The sequence below is a fragment of the Bradyrhizobium sp. 604_D8_N2_3 genome, assembly GCF_051810765.1.
Lineage (GTDB): Bacteria > Pseudomonadota > Alphaproteobacteria > Rhizobiales > Xanthobacteraceae > Bradyrhizobium > Bradyrhizobium barranii.
Genome location: NZ_JBPWPM010000001.1, coordinates 5,630,122 through 5,644,487, shown reverse-complemented (window position 1 = coordinate 5,644,487; position 14,366 = coordinate 5,630,122). Strand labels below are relative to the sequence as shown.

The window sequence follows — 14,366 nt, the reverse complement described above, 5'->3', positions numbered from 1 at the left end:
GCGGAGTGGCCTTCCCGCCGCACTTCGAGATTGCGGTAGCCGGGAGTTGCGCCAACGCGCTGCCCTCTCGCCCGACGGAATATTTCCGCGCTTGCCAAGCTGGCCCCCGCGGTTCAGAAAAACGGAGCAAGAAGAAACGCGAGCGCGGAGACCTGACGTTTTGACCATCAAGGGCAAGGCCTACATTGCCGGGATCTACGAACACCCGACCCGGCATGCGCCGGACAAATCCACCGCCCAGCTCCATGCCGAGGTCGCCAAGGGCGCGATCGAGGATGCCGGGATCAGCAAGGACGACGTCGACGGCTATTTCTGCGCGGGCGACGCCCCCGGCGGCGCATGGCCGATGGTCGATTATCTCGGCCTGAACACCAAAAAACTCCGCCACGTCGATTCCACCGAGACCGGCGGCTGTTCCTACATCATCCATCTCGGCCATGCCGCTGAAGCCATCGCGGCCGGCAAGTGCTCGATCGCGCTGATCACGCTCGCGGGCAAACCGCGCACCGGTGTGATGCCGCCGCGCGCAGCCGGCGCGGAAGCCGATTTCGAGTCCGCTTACGGTGCGACCACGCACAATGCCTATGGCATGTGTGCCATGCGCCACATGCACGACTATGGCACCACCAGTGAGCAGCTCGCCTGGATCAAGGTCGCGGCCTCGCATCACGCGCAATACAATCCGCACGCGATGCTCAAGGACGTCGTCACCGTCGAGGACGTCCTGAACTCGCCGATGATCTCCGATCCGCTGCACCGCATGGATTGCTGCGTCGTCTCCGACGGCGGCGGCGCGCTGATCGTGACGACGCCGGAGATTGCGAAGAGCCTGAAGAAGCCGCTGGTCAAGCTGATCGGCCATGGCGAGGCGATGAAGGGCCCGCGCGGCGGCAAGGATCTCGATCTCACTTACTCCGCCGGCATCTGGTCCGGCCCGCGCGCGTTCGAGGAAGCCGGCATCACGCCGAAGGACATCAAATACGCCTCGATCTACGACAGCTTCACCATCACCGTGCTGATGCAGCTCGAGGACCTCGGCTTCTGCAAGAAGGGCGAGGGCGGCAAGTTCGTTGCCGACGGCAATCTGATCTCGGGCGTCGGCAAGCTGCCGTTCAACACCGACGGTGGCGGGCTCTGCAGCAACCATCCCGTCAATCGCGGCGGCATGACCAAGATCATCGAGGCGGTCAGGCAGCTGCGCGGCGAGGCGCATCCGAAGGTGCAGGTCAAGAATTGCGATCTCGCCATCGCCCACGGCACCGGCGGCCTTCTGGGCGTTCGCCACGCCGCCTCGACGGCCATTCTGGAGCGCGTGTGATGAGCGAAGCGAAAAAGTATCCGGCACCGGTCACGAACCCCGAGACCGCTGCGTTCTGGGACGCGGCCAAGCAGGGCAAGTTCATGATCAAGCGCTGCACCGCGTGCGGCGAAGCGCATTACTTCCCGCGCTCGATCTGCCCGTTCTGCTATTCGGACAAGACGGTGTGGGAGGAGAGTTCGGGTGAGGCCACGATCTACACCTGGAGCCTGATGCGCAAATCGCCGACCGGCCCCTATGCCATCGCCTATGTCACGCTGAAGGAAGGGCCGTCGCTTCAGACCAACATCGTCGACTGCGATCTCGAGAAGCTCAAGATCGGCCAAAAGGTGAAGGTGGTGTTCAAGCCGACCGATGGCGCACCATTGCCGTTCTTCACGCCGGCGTAATTTCTTCCTTCCCCCCTTGTGGGGGAAGGTGGCGCGAAGCGCCGGATGAGGGGTATCGCTCCGCAGAGGGACTCTCTGTGCGGAAGCAACCCCTCACCCAAATGAGTTTGCCGCACGGCTCTCGCGGCCCTCTCCCACAAGGGGAGAGGGCACATTAACGAGCGCCGCTGCTCGCGGAGAGACCGGGAGGAAACCAGAAAAATGTCCGCCAGATACGAAGAACTCAAAGGCCTCAAAAATCTCGGCCAGAAATACGCCTATGGCGATCGCGAAGTCATGCTCTACGCCTACGGGATCGGCCTCGGCGCCGATCCGATGGACGAGAAGGAGCTCGCCTTCGTCAATGAGGGCACGCTGACGCCGCGGCCGCTCAAGGTGGTGCCGACGTTTGCGTCCGTCGCGGCGTGGGGCTCTGGGCCGGGCGAAATGAATCTCAACCGTGTCATGGTGGTCGATGGCGAGCGCGACATCACCTTCCACCAGCCGCTGCCGGTCGCCGCGAACATCACCGCCGATTCCTCCGTGGTCGAGGTCTACGACAAGGGCAAGGACAAGGGCGTCGTCATCAGCCACCAGACCGTGCTCAAGAACGAGAAGGGCGAGAAGCTTGCTACTCTCGTTGCCTCGCGCTTCGCCCGCGGTGACGGCGGCTTTGGCGGGCCGAACCTGACCCAGCCCGATCCGCACAAGATACCCACGCGGAGCCCCGACAGGACCATCGACATCGTCACGCGCCCCGACCAGGCGCTGGTCTATCGCCTCTGCGGCGACCGCAACCCGCTGCACAGCGATCCCGAGTTCGCCAAGAAGGCCGGCTTCCCGCGCCCGATCCTGCACGGCATGTGCACCTACGGCATCACCTGCCGCGGCGTGCTCCAAACCTATGCCGATTACGACGCCTCTGCTTTCCGCCAGCACGTCGCGCGGTTCTCATCGCCGGTCTATCCCGGCGAGACCGTGACGATGGATCTCTGGAAGGACGGCAACGTGATCTCGTTCGAGGCCAAGGTGAAGTCGCGCGGCGTCACGGTGATCAAGAACGGCAAGACGGTGCTGGGTTAGGGCGGTCTCGTGCCCCGGACGCAGCGCAGCGCTCCTTAGCGGTGCGCTGCAGAGCCGGGGCCCAGAGAATGTCGAACGAAGAATGGGTCCCGGCTCTGCGACGCAGCGTTTCACGCTGCATCGCGTCCGGGGCACGAAAAACAAAAACAGGGAGAGGCCACCATGGGACTACTCGACGGCAAGGTTGCGCTGATCACCGGCGCGGGCGGAGGGCTCGGTGAGGCCTACGCAAAACTGTTCGCGCGGGAAGGGGCGTCCGTCGTCGTCAACGATCTCGGCGGCCCCCGTGACGGCTCCGGCGCCGACAAGTCGATGGCGCAGCTCGTGGTGGACGCGATCATGGCCGAGGGCGGCAAGGCGGTCGCCAACGGCGCCGACATCTCCACCATGGAAGGCGGCCAGTCGGTGTTCGACGACGCCATCAAGCACTTTGGCCGCGCCGATATCCTGGTGAACAACGCCGGCATCCTGCGTGACCAGACCTTTTCCAAGGCGTCCGAATCCGACTGGGACAAGGTGATCAAGGTGCATCTGAAGGGCACCTTTTGTTGCACCATGCCGGTGTTTCGCTGGATGCGGGAAAACGGCGGCGGCGTCATCGTCAACACCTCCTCGACATCAGGGCTGATCGGCAATTTCGGTCAGACCAATTACGGCGCGGCCAAGGGCGGCATCTGGGGCCTGTCCAACGTGCTGGCGATCGAGGGCCGGAAGTACAACATCCGGATCTGGACGCTGGCGCCGGGCGCTTTGACCCGCATGACCGCAGACCTGCCCCGCTATAAGGAGAACCCCGGTGCGGCGCTGGGGCCGGACGGCATCGCGCCGGCCGTGCTATACATGGTCAGCGACTTGTCGGGCGACCAGACCGGCAAGGTGCTGGGCGTGTCCGGGCCCCGCGGTGTGCGCGAAATGCGGATGATGGAAATGGACGGCTGGAAGCCGCCGCACACGGGCTGGAAGGCCCAGGACATCGCCGATCACGCCAAGGAGATCTTCTTCTCCGAGGAGCAGATCAAGATGGGGGCGCGGCGGTTTTAGCTACACTGTCATTCCGGGGCACGACGAAGTCGCGAGCCCGGAATCCATACCCCCGGCTTGTGGTTATGGATTCCGGGCCTGTCCCTTCGGGCCATCCCGGAATGACGAATAGAGAGAGACAAGGAAAGACGATGAAACTGACCGCCGACGCCAAGGGCACCTTCGCAATCGCGCCGACACCGTTCCACGATGACGGCCGGATCGACGAGCGCTCGATCGACCGCCTGACCGATTTCTACGAGGAGGTCGGCTGCGACGGCGTCACGGTGCTGGGCATCCTCGGTGAGGCGCCGAAGCTCGATGCCGCCGAGGCCGAGCAGGTGGCGGTGCGCTTCGTCAAGCGCGCCAAGAAGATGCAGGTGATCGTCGGCGTCTCCGCGCCGGGCTTTGCCACGATGCGCTCGCTGGCGAAGGCCTCGATGGATGCCGGCGCGGCCGGCGTGATGATCGCGCCGCCGCCGTCGCTCCGGACCGACGACCAGATCGTCGGCTACTATAAGCAGGCGGCGGAGGCGATCGGGCCCGATGTGCCCTGGGTATTGCAGGACTATCCGCTGACGCTCTCGGTGATCTTCACGCCTGCGGTGATCCGCAAGATCGTCACTGACAATCCGAATTGCGTGATGCTCAAGCACGAGGACTGGCCGGGTCTGGAAAAGATCTCGACGCTGCGCAACTTCCAGAAGGACGGCTCGCTCCGTCCGCTCTCGATCCTCTGCGGCAATGGCGGACTCTTTTTGGACTTCGAGATGGAGCGCGGCGCCGACGGCGCCATGACCGGCTACGCATTCCCTGAGCTCCTGATCGATGTCGTGCGCCTCTCGAAGGAGGGCAAGCGCGACGCTGCGCATGATCTGTTCGACGCGCATCTGCCGCTGATCCGCTACGAGCAGCAGCCGGGCGCAGGTCTGGCGGTGCGCAAGCACGTACTGCAGAAGCGCGGCATCATCGCCTCCAGCGCCCAGCGCAAGCCGGGCGCGACCATCACGCCGGCGGCGAAGGCGGAGGTCGATTACCTCCTGTCGCGCGTCGCCCGCGTCGACAAGCGCGCCAATCTTGGCCCGCAATCCAGCGCCGCAGGTTAGTTGAATGCCAGAGACATCAGCATCACGCCCGGCTTCGACCATCCTTCTGCTCCGTGACGGCGCAAAGGTCGACGGCAAGAGCCGCGACGAAATCGAAGTCTTCATGATGGTCCGCCATCATCAGATCGAGTTCAACTCGGGCGCGCTGGTGTTTCCCGGCGGCAGTGTCGATGCCGGCGACAACGAGATCGTCGCCCGTGCCGACCTCTATTCGGGCGGCGAGGGCCTGAGTGAATCGGATCGCGGTTTTCGGATCGCCGCGATCCGCGAGACCTTTGAGGAGAGCGGCATCCTGCTGGCACGGGCGAAGGACTCGGGTACGCCGATCGATGCCAAGCGCGCCGGCGAGATCGCCGACAAGCATCGCGTCGCCCTCAACGAGCACAAAATCAGCTTCCTGAGCATCTTGGCCGACAACGGCCTCCAGCTCGCGCTCGACACGCTCGTGCCCTATGCGCACTGGATCACGCCGGAGGGCATGCCGAAGCGGTTCGACACCTGGTTCTTCCTCGCGGCCGCACCGCCCGATCAGCTCGGCGCCCATGACGGCCGGGAGTCGACCGACTCGATCTGGGTGTCGCCGCGCGAAGCGGTGGAGGGCGGCGAGAGCGGCCGCTTCAAGCTGCCGTTCCCGACCACGCGCAACCTGATCCGGCTCGCCAAGCAGGGCAGCGTGGGCGCCGCGCTGGAGCACGCCCGCGGCATGTCGATCGTCACGGTGATGCCTGTCATGACCAAGACCGAACGCGGCCGCCAGCTCCGCATTCCCCGTGAAGCCGGCTATGACGGCGAGGTGTTCGAGGTCGGGGCGGTCGGCTAGGATACTTCGATACTAAACGAAGTATTGACGGCCGCGGACGCGCTAGGTTCCGTCCATCGCGAATGGACGGGACGAGCAAAATGGATCAGGGACGGGACCCCAACATCGCCGTCGAGCTGGCGCTGCTGGTCGCGCTCGCAACGCTCTGGGGCGGCTCCTACACCTTCATCAAGCTCGGCGTCGCCACCATTCCGCCGATCACGCTGATCGCGGCGCGCACCACGATCGCCGGTCTGCTGCTGCTCGTCGTCATGTGGGCGCGCGGCATCAGGATGCCCACGGATGCCGCGACCTGGCAGCGCTTCGCGTTCCAGGCCGTGCTCAACAGCGTCATCCCCTGGACGCTGATCGCCTGGGGCGAGCGTCATGTCGACGCGTCGCTCGCGACCATCCTCAACTCGGCCGGGCCGATCTTCACCTTCCTGCTCACGGCCGTCGTAACGCGCCACGAGGTGACGACGCCGCGAAAACTGTTCGGCGTAGTCGCCGGCATGGCGGGCATCCTGCTGATCGTCGGCGTCGACGCTTTCCACGACGTCGGCAGTGGCCTCGTCGCGGAGGCCGCCATCGTCGCCGCCACCATCTGCTACGCCTGCGCCGCGATCTTCGGCCGCAGTTTCAAAGGCCTCGATCCGATGGCACCGGCCGCGGGCTCGCTGCTGGCGGGCGCGGCGGCGCTGATCCCGGCCTCGCTGATCGTCGAACAGCCCTGGACGCTGTCGCCCTCGCTGAGTTCCGTGCTGGCGCTGCTCGCGCTGGCGACCTTCTCGACCGCGGCGGCGTTCGCGATCTACTTCCGCCTGATCCAGACGCTGGGCTCGGTCGGCACCACCGCGCAGGCCTATCTGCGCGTGCCCATCGGGGTCGCCATCAGCGTCGCCTTCCTCGGCGAAATCCTGAGCCGGACCGCCTGGATCGGGCTTGCCTGCGTCGTCCTCGGCGTCGCCGCCATGACGATCCCGGCCCGGCGGCCGGTCAGCGTCAAAACGTCATAATCAGGTGGGGAGAAGGGCGGCGGACTCGCGATATTAAGGATATTCGGCAGCGCGAGGCATGTTCCCCCGGGGCCGCAAACCATCGTATATTGGGCCTCCAATAGCCCGGTCCTCAAAAGCCCCAATGTCCGCCGAATTGACGCCGACCCCTGAGAAAAAGCGAACATTCTCGCTCTCCATCGGCCAGCTCACCTTCGGCAGCTTCCTCCTGGTGCTGGCCGTGATCATCGTCACCTCGACCGCGAGCGTGATCGCGATCCGGCACATCGATACGACCTTCGCTGAGTTGCAGCGGCTCCAGAGCGTCGGCGACCTCGCCGAGGACATCGACCGCCGCATGAACGAGCTGCGGCTTGCGGCGCGCGATTTCGTCACCGACCCTGGCGCCGGCACCCAGTTCAAGCAGGTCGGCGAGGCGGCCTCGACGCTGAATGACATCCTGAGGAAGACCCGCATCGAGCTCGCGCCCGAGCAGCAGGACATGATCGACGGGGTCACCGAGCGCCTCGCGACCTATCGCAATGGCCTCGAGCGGATCTCGACCCTGATCGACCGCCGCGCCCAGCTGCTCGCCGGGCTGCCGCCGCTGCGCGACCGGTTCGACGTGGCCGTCGGAGCCGCGGCGGACCGCGAGCTCGCCTCCCGCCTGTCGGAGTCACAGAGCCGGATCGCACTCGGGCTGCTCGCGCGCAACCCGTCCGCCGCCGAGCAGGCCGCACAGGGGATGCGGGCGATGGACATCGCGGACGCCAGGCTGAAGACGGCCGTGAACGACTATGCCGAGGCCATCATCGCGGTGGCGGTCCGGGAGCGGCAGATCGCCGATATCGACCGCGAGGTGCTGGGCACCGAGGGCCGCCTGATCGGCCGCGTCACGGAACTCCTGCGCGAGGTCAGCGCCCGGCGCGGCCACGTGCTGTCGCGCGATTTCGCCCGCACGCTGACGGAGGCGCGGTGGCAGAGCATCGTGTTCGGCACCATCGGCGTCTTGATCGGCATTCTCGCGGCCGGCTTCGTGGTGCGGCGGACCGTCCGGCCGCTTGCGAAGATCGCGAGATCCATCCGCGCGCTCGCAGCGGGCGAGAAGGACACTTCGATCCCGTCGGCCGACCTCGACAACGAGATCGGCGACATCGCGCGCGCGGCCGAAGTGTTCCGCCGCGCGCTGGAGGAGGCCGACACGGCGCGCGAGGCGGCGGTGCGGGCGCTCACCGAGCAGCGCCTTGCCGAAGAGAGCTACCGCAAACTGTTCGAGGGCTCGGTCGACGGCATCTACGTCACGACGCCGGCCGGCGATCTCCTCAACGCCAATCCGGCGCTGGCGCGGATGATGGGCTATGACAGCCCGCAGCAGCTCATCGACAGCATCAACGACATCGCCCACACCATCTACGTCCACCCCGAGGCGCGCGCCGAATACCAGCGGCTGATGGCGCGCGACGGCATCGTCCGCGAGTTCGAGTACCAGGTGCGCCAGCGCAGCGGCAACATCCTGTGGCTTTCCGACAGCGCCACGGGCGTGCGGGACGAGGCGGGCAACATCGTCCGCTACGAGGGCACGCTGCGCGACATCACCGACCAGAAGCGGGCGGAAGACGCCATCGCCGAAGGACGGCGCCTGCTCCAGCAGGTCATCGACACCGTGCCCGCGGTCATCAACGTCAAGGACCGCGAGCTGCGCTACGTGCTGATGAACCGCTATATGGCCGGCATCTTCGGCATCGAGCCCGCCGATGCGCTCGGCCGCACCACCGCGGATCTGATGTCGCGCTACGGCGCAGCCAAGACCGACGAGAACGACAAGCGGGTGCTCAGGCTTCGAAAAGGTCTCGGCTTCTACGAGGAGGAGTACAAGGATGCCTCCGGCAATATGCGGCAATGGCTGGTCAACAAGCTGCCGCTGCTCGATGCCGACGGCGAGATCGAGCGGATCGTCACCGTGGCGCTCGACATCGGCGAGCGCAAGCGCGGCGAGCAGGAGATGCGCAAAGCCAAGGAATCGGCTGAGACCGCGTTGCGAAACCTGCGCGAGACCCAGGCCTCGCTGATCGAGGCGGAGAAGCTCGCCGCGCTCGGACGGCTCGTCGCCGGCGTCGCCCACGAGGTCAACAATCCCGTCGGTATCAGCCTCACGGTCGCATCCGCGCTGGAGCGCAAGACCGCGATGTTCACCTCCGAAGTCGAGCGCGGCGAGCTCCGTCGCTCCACGCTCAACGACTTCCTCAACACCAGCCGCGATGCGTCCTCGCAGCTCGTCTCCAACCTGAACCGCGCGGCCGAGCTGATCCAGTCGTTCAAGCAGGTTGCGGCCGACCGCAACTACTCGGACCAGCGCAGCTTCGATCTCGGCGACCTCACCGAGCAGGTGGTGATGAGCCTGCGGCCGGGCTTGCGCAAACACAATCTGACGCTCAACGTCGAGTGCCAGCCGAGCCTGACCATGAACAGCTATCCCGGCCCGTATGGCCAGGTGCTGACCAATCTGTTTCTCAATTCGGTGGCGCACGCCTTCCCGGACGGCCGGCCGGGGATCATCGACATCCAGGTGCGCGAGTCCGGCAAGGACAATGTCGAGATCATCTTCTCGGACAATGGCTGCGGCATGTCGCTCGACGTCCGCCGCCGCGCCTTCGATCCGTTCTTCACGACGCGGCGCGACCAGGGCGGCACCGGCCTCGGACTGCACATCGTCTACAGCATCGTGACGAACCGCCTCGGCGGGCGGCTCGATCTCGATTCCGAGCCGGGCGAGGGCACGCGCATCCAGATCATCCTGCCGCGTACCGCGCCGCTCGAGCAGGCTGCGGAATAGTTCCGCGCCTAATCAGCTTCCGCGAGCTTGTGCAGCGTGGCGCCGAAAATCAGGCTGGCCTTGCCGACGAGCGCTGTGCCCGTCATCTCCGCGCGGGTGTCCGTGTAGGTCCCGCTGACGCCGATGCCGACCGGGGCAGGGCCGCCGAACAGCGGATTGTCATCGCCCCGCGGCGAGGTGTGCCGTTGCACCAGCACCTCGCCCTTGAAGGTGTGGTCGTCCTTCACGACGTAGCTGCCGGTGTAATAGAGGTACGCATCGCCGCCAAGGATCTTGCCGTCGCGAAAAAGAATCACGCCGCTGCCCTTGCCGACTCGACCATCGAGCAGGTTCACGTGAATCGAATAGAGGCCGTTCTTCATCACGTCCCACAGGCCGGCCGCCATCGCCCAACGGCGTAACCGGTAGAGCTTTTATGCCAAAGCGCGTTCCCGCGCGCAACGCGGCAGTTTGCCGGGCGGCGGTGTGATCTTGCCGCCGCCAGCCGTAGTTGTCCCGGCTTGTCTATGACACCGCCATGACGGTCTGATCATGACGCGAGGCCAGTCGTTGCGAATCAAGTTGGCCCGCGAAATGCATAACCATTGTTGCACTGGCCGCGGGGTGCTGGAGCAAGACAAACGTGAGCAACTGGATCGATTCCGGCGGCGATGAGCCGCGTCTGTACAGTGTGCGTCCCACGATTTGCGAAACACAACGGCCGACTGGCGGCGCGCCACGCTGGCGAAGCATGGTGAGCCTCACTTGCGCCTTGGCTCTGATCGCGCTCGCAGCCCCCTCGGGGCATGCGCGCGACCGCGGCCAGTTCGTCAACACCAATGCCGAATTGAAGGCGTGGTTCGACGGCCTGCGCAGCGGCAAGGGGCCTTGCTGTTCCGATGCCGACGGCTCGGCGCTCTCGGACACTGACTGGGAGAGCAAGGACGGACATTATCGTGTCCGCATCCCGCGCCTGGGCCACGTGCTCGACGGCCAGCAGCAGGAGCTCGTCTGGGTTGATGTGCCCGAAGAGGCCGTCATCTCGGAGCCGAACCGGGTCGGGCGCACCATGGTGTGGCCGATCTACGGCTACATGGGCGTCGCCATCCGCTGCTTTATGCCCGGCAGCATGAGCTAGCCGGGCGACAGCACGCCCGGCCTCTCGTCGACCTCAGATGCGGCGCCGCGTTAGGTGTATTTCTTGTCGCGCTCGAGCAGCTCGATGGAGATGCCTTCCGGGCCGCGGATGAAGCAGATGCGCACGCCGGGCCGGATCGTGGTCGGCTCGCGCGTGAAGGTGACCCCCTTGGCCTTGATCTCGGCCGCGACGGCGTCGATGTCCTTCACGGTGAGACCGAGATGGTCGAGGCCCTGATGCGGGTGCGGCGGCGGCGGGTTGACGGCGTTGTCGCCCTCGAGCGATGCGATGAAGATTTTTGCGCCGCCGAGATTCACGTCGATCCGTCCCGGTGCGCGCACGATCTCGCCGCCGAGGATGTCCCGCAGCCAGGCCGCTGTGGCCTCCGGATCGGGACTGCGCAGATGGACGTGATCCCAAGTGACGACGACTGGCATTTCATGTTCTCCCAACGGGGTCTTCGATGTTGCAGCGCATGTTAGCGGCCCCGGCTGGTGATCGCCACCGTCCTTGCCGACTCGCCACGAGCGCGGGAACCTTAGTTCGTCTCCCGGATTAAGGTAAACAGTGGCCGAGTCCGTCATCGAACGAACTCCGGCCGCGGTTGGTGATACAGCCATGAACGCCAGGTTTGACCGGATCGGGTGGGGACGTTTCGCCGGGAGCGGCGAGCGCCTGGCGCGAGCCGTGACGATCGCGAGCGTCTCGTTCGGGCGAAGCCTGCTCTGGCTACTGGCGGCGATCATCGTCGGCTGCGGGGTGTGGATGCTGCTGCCGCTCTCCAGGGGCAACAGCACCGAGCCGGTGAAGTCTGACGTGGCAACGGTCGAACCGGCACCTCCGGGCAGTACGGCGGCGGCGGTCTCGCCGATTGTCGAAGCTCAGGCGCCAGCTGCGGCAGAACTCGATCGCCTCAAAATCTCATCGCAAACCTGGCGCCGTGGCGGGCTCGGCTCGAAGGCGCTGGTGACGTTCACGCTGCGAAACGACAATGACTATGCCGTTAAGGATCTGGAGATCGTCTGCGCGTTCACGCGGCGCGATGGCAGTCATCTCACCGACCGCAGCCGCGTGCTTGCCGACACGGTAACGATGAAGAGCCGCAAGACCTTTGCGCGTATCCCTGTCGGCTTCATCAACGTTAACGCCGATCAGGCGAAGTGTTCGCTGGTTGCAGCACGGCGCGCGTAACGCCCGGCAGTTCCCGGTAGCGGAAAAGTTACTGTCCGCAGGCCTTGGCCGAAAAACTTGGCGTTGCCATTTGAACCAAGGGCCGGGTGCAGGAACCAATTAGAGTATCGCCGGTTTAAGGCGAAGAGCCCACGCGGGGATGCGGGGGGCGGAGCGTGGCCGATGCCCATTTTCAGGTACTTCGTTTTCGTCGGTGGAGCCTTGCTCGCACTGTTGTTCGTGGCGGATTACGTTCTGCCGTCGCAACCGGTCGCACGGGCTATCGTCACCGCAAGCAACGATCAGCCGCTGATCCGGATCCGGTCGGATCGCCATTTGCCTGAGCGCGTCGTGCTCGACACCAGCCAGCCGACCATTGCCGCACCCGCAGTGAAGACCGCCGCGGTCGTTGCGCCTCAGCCGCCGGCGCAGGAGGCTGCTTCGCCGGAGCTGGCCGAGATGTCGGCCAAGGCGCGGGTGCGCGAGACCTTCGCCCAGTTTACGCCGGCCCCGAAGGCCAACGCCACTGCGGCCAGGAAGGCGGAGGCCAAGCCGCAAGTTCAGGCGCAGGCTCAGCTTCCTCAGGGGCAGACGCCTCAGATCCAGGCTCAGCCCAAGCGCAAGGTCGCCAGGGCGCACCCGGCGCCGCAACAGGGCCGGCCGATGCTGTTCGCGCAGCAGCCCCATTTCGGTCTCTTCAACACGACCTGGTAAGGGTGCCTCCGACCCGTCTCGAATCGAGACGGGGAGGGCTTTTTATTGGTCAATCTCTCTGCTAATTCGAACCGATCCGAACGCCGTCCGGTGCGCTGGCTTGCCAGCAGCGGTCCGGCGCTTCTCGGTTGCGGCCCCATACCCGGGCCGGGGCGCTCGTAGCTCAGCTGGATAGAGCATCGGATTTCGATTCCGAGGGTCGGAGGTTCGAATCCTTCCGAGCGCGCCAACACAATCAACAACTTAGACCTCATTTGCGCCAGACCGGTTTTTGCGGTTTGCAATTGGTTTGCAGACTTAATGCAAAGTCATATATTTGCAATCTATAGTTGTTGGTTTGCAGGCTGCCGAATAGTTGAGCAAAATCAATACCCCGAAAGGGGTTCAGTTTGCAATTAAGTTATTGATATTGCTATATAAATTTAGGATTTCGATTCCGAGGGTCGGAGGTTCGAATCCTTCCGAGCGCGCCACTTGTCAGGCCGGAGCCTCGAGGCTCGGCCGGCTCAATCCGCGGGTCCCCTTACTTGCCCTGGATCTTCAGCCCATTGGGGCCGACATTGATCTGCAGGCCGTCGGGCTGTTTCTTCGCCTGGTAGAGGTTGTAGCCGAGCACGGCTGCCGTGACGACCAGAGCGCCGATGATCAGAAACAGGACGTTGCGGTTGATAGACATTCTCTTCCCTGAACCACTTGATTGACGGCGAGAAAAACCCCGCGCGTAGGCGCGCGGGGTTTCTCAGCGCGCCCCCGGGGCTGGCTGGCGGCGCACTGCTCGGACCTGACAACCTCGTTCGAGGGAACCTGTTCCATAGCACCCCGACGCGTGGTCAAGGCAAGCCATCGGCGTCGCGCCTGTGATGTCAGCTTGCGGAACGGCAGGTGTGGCGGGCCCGTGCCAGCGTGTCGGAGGGCGCCTCGTGGAAGGTCGCGCGGTAGGCCGCGGCAAACTCGCCGAGGTGATGAAATCCCTGGGCGCGTGCGCATGTGGCGACCGTCGCGCCGCCGCCCTTGAGCAGCCGCGAGCGTGTGGCCCACAGCCGCTTCAGGCGGATGTATTGATGCAGGCTCATGCCGCGCACCTTGCTCACCGCGCCGCCGAGCGTTCGGACCGAAACGCCCAACTCACCGGCGAGATTGGCCGTATAGATCGGAGCGGTCGGATAGGCCGAGACGTAATCGTCGATCTGCTGCACGAGCCTGGCCGATCGCGCGCCGGCATTCGGGGCGGTGCGATCAGACGACGGGTCGATTTGAAACAAATCGTCGAAGGCGAGCAGGAGGCCCTCCTGGAGATGCGCGGCGACCTCGGTGGTTTCGAACATGTGCGGCTCTACGGACGCGGTCCGCAGGATGTCGAGAACAAGCTGACGCGCGTAGAGATGCGCCACGGGGTCCGCGATGCGAACCCACAATGCATCGGCGCGATCGAACCAGCCGCGATCTCTGAGCCCGGGGGAGAACATGATCAGCGCGTGGTAATTGGTCTGATGCTCGACGAAATGACAATGATGATTGCCGCGCAAGGCGATGAAAACGCGCGAGTCGAGCTCGATCCCGCTCGAGCTGGCCCGCAGATCGTCGGTCATCGGCAGGATCACCATGCCGCCCGGTGCGCGATAGGCGGTATCGAGAATCCGCGCAAACGACCTCGCCACGATGATCCGGCACCCCGGCAGGTTCACGATCGCACGCGCCGCAGCGAAGTTGGCGACGTCGAGCGGAATGCTGCGGGCGTCTTCCATCGACTCGGCCGGTCGAAACGCGTCGACATCGGCAAACCGGATCAACTGGAGGGCGGAGGAGGGGGCGAGAGCGTCGAAGAACATGCTTCTGGCCGGAT

Annotated in this window: 15 protein-coding genes and 1 tRNA gene; 12 read left to right on the top strand and 4 right to left on the bottom strand. The window is 65.1% G+C overall.

Annotated features, from left to right (window positions below; translation table 11 throughout):
* Positions 1-160 precede the first annotated feature (160 nt).
* The 8 genes from AB7245_RS26935 to AB7245_RS26900 all read left to right on the top strand — a co-directional run bounded on the left by AB7245_RS26935 (position 161) and on the right by AB7245_RS26900 (position 9,522).
* Entirely contained in the window at positions 161-1,318 is a 1,158-nt protein-coding gene (locus AB7245_RS26935) for a thiolase domain-containing protein (RefSeq protein ID WP_039147548.1), read from the top strand.
* Positions 1,318-1,707 (top strand): Zn-ribbon domain-containing OB-fold protein, encoded by a 390-nt coding sequence (locus tag AB7245_RS26930; protein WP_085405481.1) that lies wholly within the window; start codon positions 1,318-1,320, stop codon positions 1,705-1,707. The genes AB7245_RS26935 and AB7245_RS26930 overlap by 1 nt, the downstream gene beginning before the upstream one ends.
* A 201-nt stretch (positions 1,708-1,908) precedes the next feature.
* Complete coding sequence (locus tag AB7245_RS26925) at positions 1,909-2,769, top strand: MaoC family dehydratase (RefSeq protein WP_085405482.1); 861 nt, start codon at positions 1,909-1,911, stop codon at positions 2,767-2,769.
* Between the two features lie 162 nt (positions 2,770-2,931).
* Entirely contained in the window at positions 2,932-3,810 is an 879-nt protein-coding gene (locus AB7245_RS26920) for an SDR family oxidoreductase (protein ID WP_085405483.1), read from the top strand.
* Positions 3,811-3,941: 131 nt separating this feature from the next.
* Positions 3,942-4,895, top strand: a complete 954-nt coding sequence (locus AB7245_RS26915; RefSeq protein ID WP_085405484.1) for a dihydrodipicolinate synthase family protein — start codon at positions 3,942-3,944, stop codon at positions 4,893-4,895.
* A 4-nt stretch (positions 4,896-4,899) separates the two neighbouring features.
* The gene (locus tag AB7245_RS26910) at positions 4,900-5,715 is read left to right on the top strand and encodes an NUDIX hydrolase (protein ID WP_085405485.1); all 816 of its coding nucleotides are present in this window, start codon (positions 4,900-4,902) and stop codon (positions 5,713-5,715) included.
* 80 nt (positions 5,716-5,795) lie between these two features.
* The gene (locus tag AB7245_RS26905) at positions 5,796-6,710 is read left to right on the top strand and encodes a DMT family transporter (RefSeq protein WP_085405486.1); all 915 of its coding nucleotides are present in this window, start codon (positions 5,796-5,798) and stop codon (positions 6,708-6,710) included.
* 124 nt (positions 6,711-6,834) lie between these two features.
* Positions 6,835-9,522, top strand: a complete 2,688-nt coding sequence (locus tag AB7245_RS26900) for a PAS domain S-box protein (protein ID WP_085405487.1) — start codon at positions 6,835-6,837, stop codon at positions 9,520-9,522.
* Between the two features lie 8 nt (positions 9,523-9,530).
* On the opposite strand, the gene AB7245_RS26895 is transcribed toward AB7245_RS26900, so the two are convergent.
* Positions 9,531-9,884, bottom strand: coding sequence for a GrlR family regulatory protein (locus AB7245_RS26895; RefSeq protein WP_063986297.1), 354 nt, complete (start codon positions 9,882-9,884; stop codon positions 9,531-9,533).
* 260 nt (positions 9,885-10,144) lie between these two features.
* Between AB7245_RS26895 and AB7245_RS26890 the strand changes: the two genes are divergently transcribed.
* Positions 10,145-10,639 (top strand): hypothetical protein, encoded by a 495-nt coding sequence (locus AB7245_RS26890; RefSeq protein ID WP_085405488.1) that lies wholly within the window; start codon positions 10,145-10,147, stop codon positions 10,637-10,639.
* Positions 10,640-10,689: 50 nt separating this feature from the next.
* On the opposite strand, the gene AB7245_RS26885 is transcribed toward AB7245_RS26890, so the two are convergent.
* Complete coding sequence (locus tag AB7245_RS26885; RefSeq protein WP_085405489.1) at positions 10,690-11,076, bottom strand: VOC family protein; 387 nt, start codon at positions 11,074-11,076, stop codon at positions 10,690-10,692.
* Between the two features lie 181 nt (positions 11,077-11,257).
* On the opposite strand from AB7245_RS26885, the gene AB7245_RS26880 reads away from it, so the two are divergent.
* From AB7245_RS26880 to AB7245_RS26870, 3 genes are all read left to right on the top strand, one after another.
* Complete coding sequence (locus AB7245_RS26880) at positions 11,258-11,830, top strand: hypothetical protein (RefSeq protein ID WP_166097179.1); 573 nt, start codon at positions 11,258-11,260, stop codon at positions 11,828-11,830.
* 162 nt (positions 11,831-11,992) lie between these two features.
* The gene (locus AB7245_RS26875) at positions 11,993-12,523 is read left to right on the top strand and encodes a hypothetical protein (RefSeq protein WP_085405491.1); all 531 of its coding nucleotides are present in this window, start codon (positions 11,993-11,995) and stop codon (positions 12,521-12,523) included.
* A gap of 152 nt (positions 12,524-12,675) precedes the next feature.
* A tRNA-Arg gene (locus AB7245_RS26870) sits at positions 12,676-12,752 on the top strand.
* A 294-nt stretch (positions 12,753-13,046) separates the two neighbouring features.
* Here AB7245_RS26870 and AB7245_RS26865 read toward each other — a convergent pair.
* Both AB7245_RS26865 and AB7245_RS26860 read right to left on the bottom strand, forming a co-directional pair.
* On the bottom strand, positions 13,047-13,199 hold the full coding sequence (locus AB7245_RS26865) for a hypothetical protein (RefSeq protein ID WP_014494567.1): 153 nt from the start codon (positions 13,197-13,199) through the stop codon (positions 13,047-13,049).
* 187 nt (positions 13,200-13,386) lie between these two features.
* Entirely contained in the window at positions 13,387-14,352 is a 966-nt protein-coding gene (locus tag AB7245_RS26860) for an AraC family transcriptional regulator (RefSeq protein WP_085405492.1), read from the bottom strand.
* Positions 14,353-14,366 lie beyond the last annotated feature (14 nt).

Bases quoted from the DNA above. Each gene is read 5' to 3' on its own strand.
- AB7245_RS26930 (WP_085405481.1), top strand. From the start codon at position 1,318: ATGAGCGAAGCGAAAAAGTATCCGGCACCGGTCACGAACCCCGAGACC.
- AB7245_RS26925 (WP_085405482.1), top strand. From the start codon at position 1,909: ATGTCCGCCAGATACGAAGAACTCAAAGGCCTCAAAAATCTCGGCCAG.
- AB7245_RS26920 (WP_085405483.1), top strand. From the start codon at position 2,932: ATGGGACTACTCGACGGCAAGGTTGCGCTGATCACCGGCGCGGGCGGA.
- AB7245_RS26915 (WP_085405484.1), top strand. From the start codon at position 3,942: ATGAAACTGACCGCCGACGCCAAGGGCACCTTCGCAATCGCGCCGACA.
- AB7245_RS26910 (WP_085405485.1), top strand. From the start codon at position 4,900: ATGCCAGAGACATCAGCATCACGCCCGGCTTCGACCATCCTTCTGCTC.
- AB7245_RS26905 (WP_085405486.1), top strand. From the start codon at position 5,796: ATGGATCAGGGACGGGACCCCAACATCGCCGTCGAGCTGGCGCTGCTG.
- AB7245_RS26900 (WP_085405487.1), top strand. From the start codon at position 6,835: ATGTCCGCCGAATTGACGCCGACCCCTGAGAAAAAGCGAACATTCTCG.
- AB7245_RS26895 (WP_063986297.1), bottom strand. From the start codon at position 9,884: ATGAAGAACGGCCTCTATTCGATTCACGTGAACCTGCTCGATGGTCGA.
- AB7245_RS26885 (WP_085405489.1), bottom strand. From the start codon at position 11,076: ATGCCAGTCGTCGTCACTTGGGATCACGTCCATCTGCGCAGTCCCGAT.
- AB7245_RS26880 (WP_166097179.1), top strand. From the start codon at position 11,258: ATGAACGCCAGGTTTGACCGGATCGGGTGGGGACGTTTCGCCGGGAGC.
- AB7245_RS26875 (WP_085405491.1), top strand. From the start codon at position 11,993: ATGCCCATTTTCAGGTACTTCGTTTTCGTCGGTGGAGCCTTGCTCGCA.
- AB7245_RS26865 (WP_014494567.1), bottom strand. From the start codon at position 13,199: ATGTCTATCAACCGCAACGTCCTGTTTCTGATCATCGGCGCTCTGGTC.
- AB7245_RS26860 (WP_085405492.1), bottom strand. From the start codon at position 14,352: ATGTTCTTCGACGCTCTCGCCCCCTCCTCCGCCCTCCAGTTGATCCGG.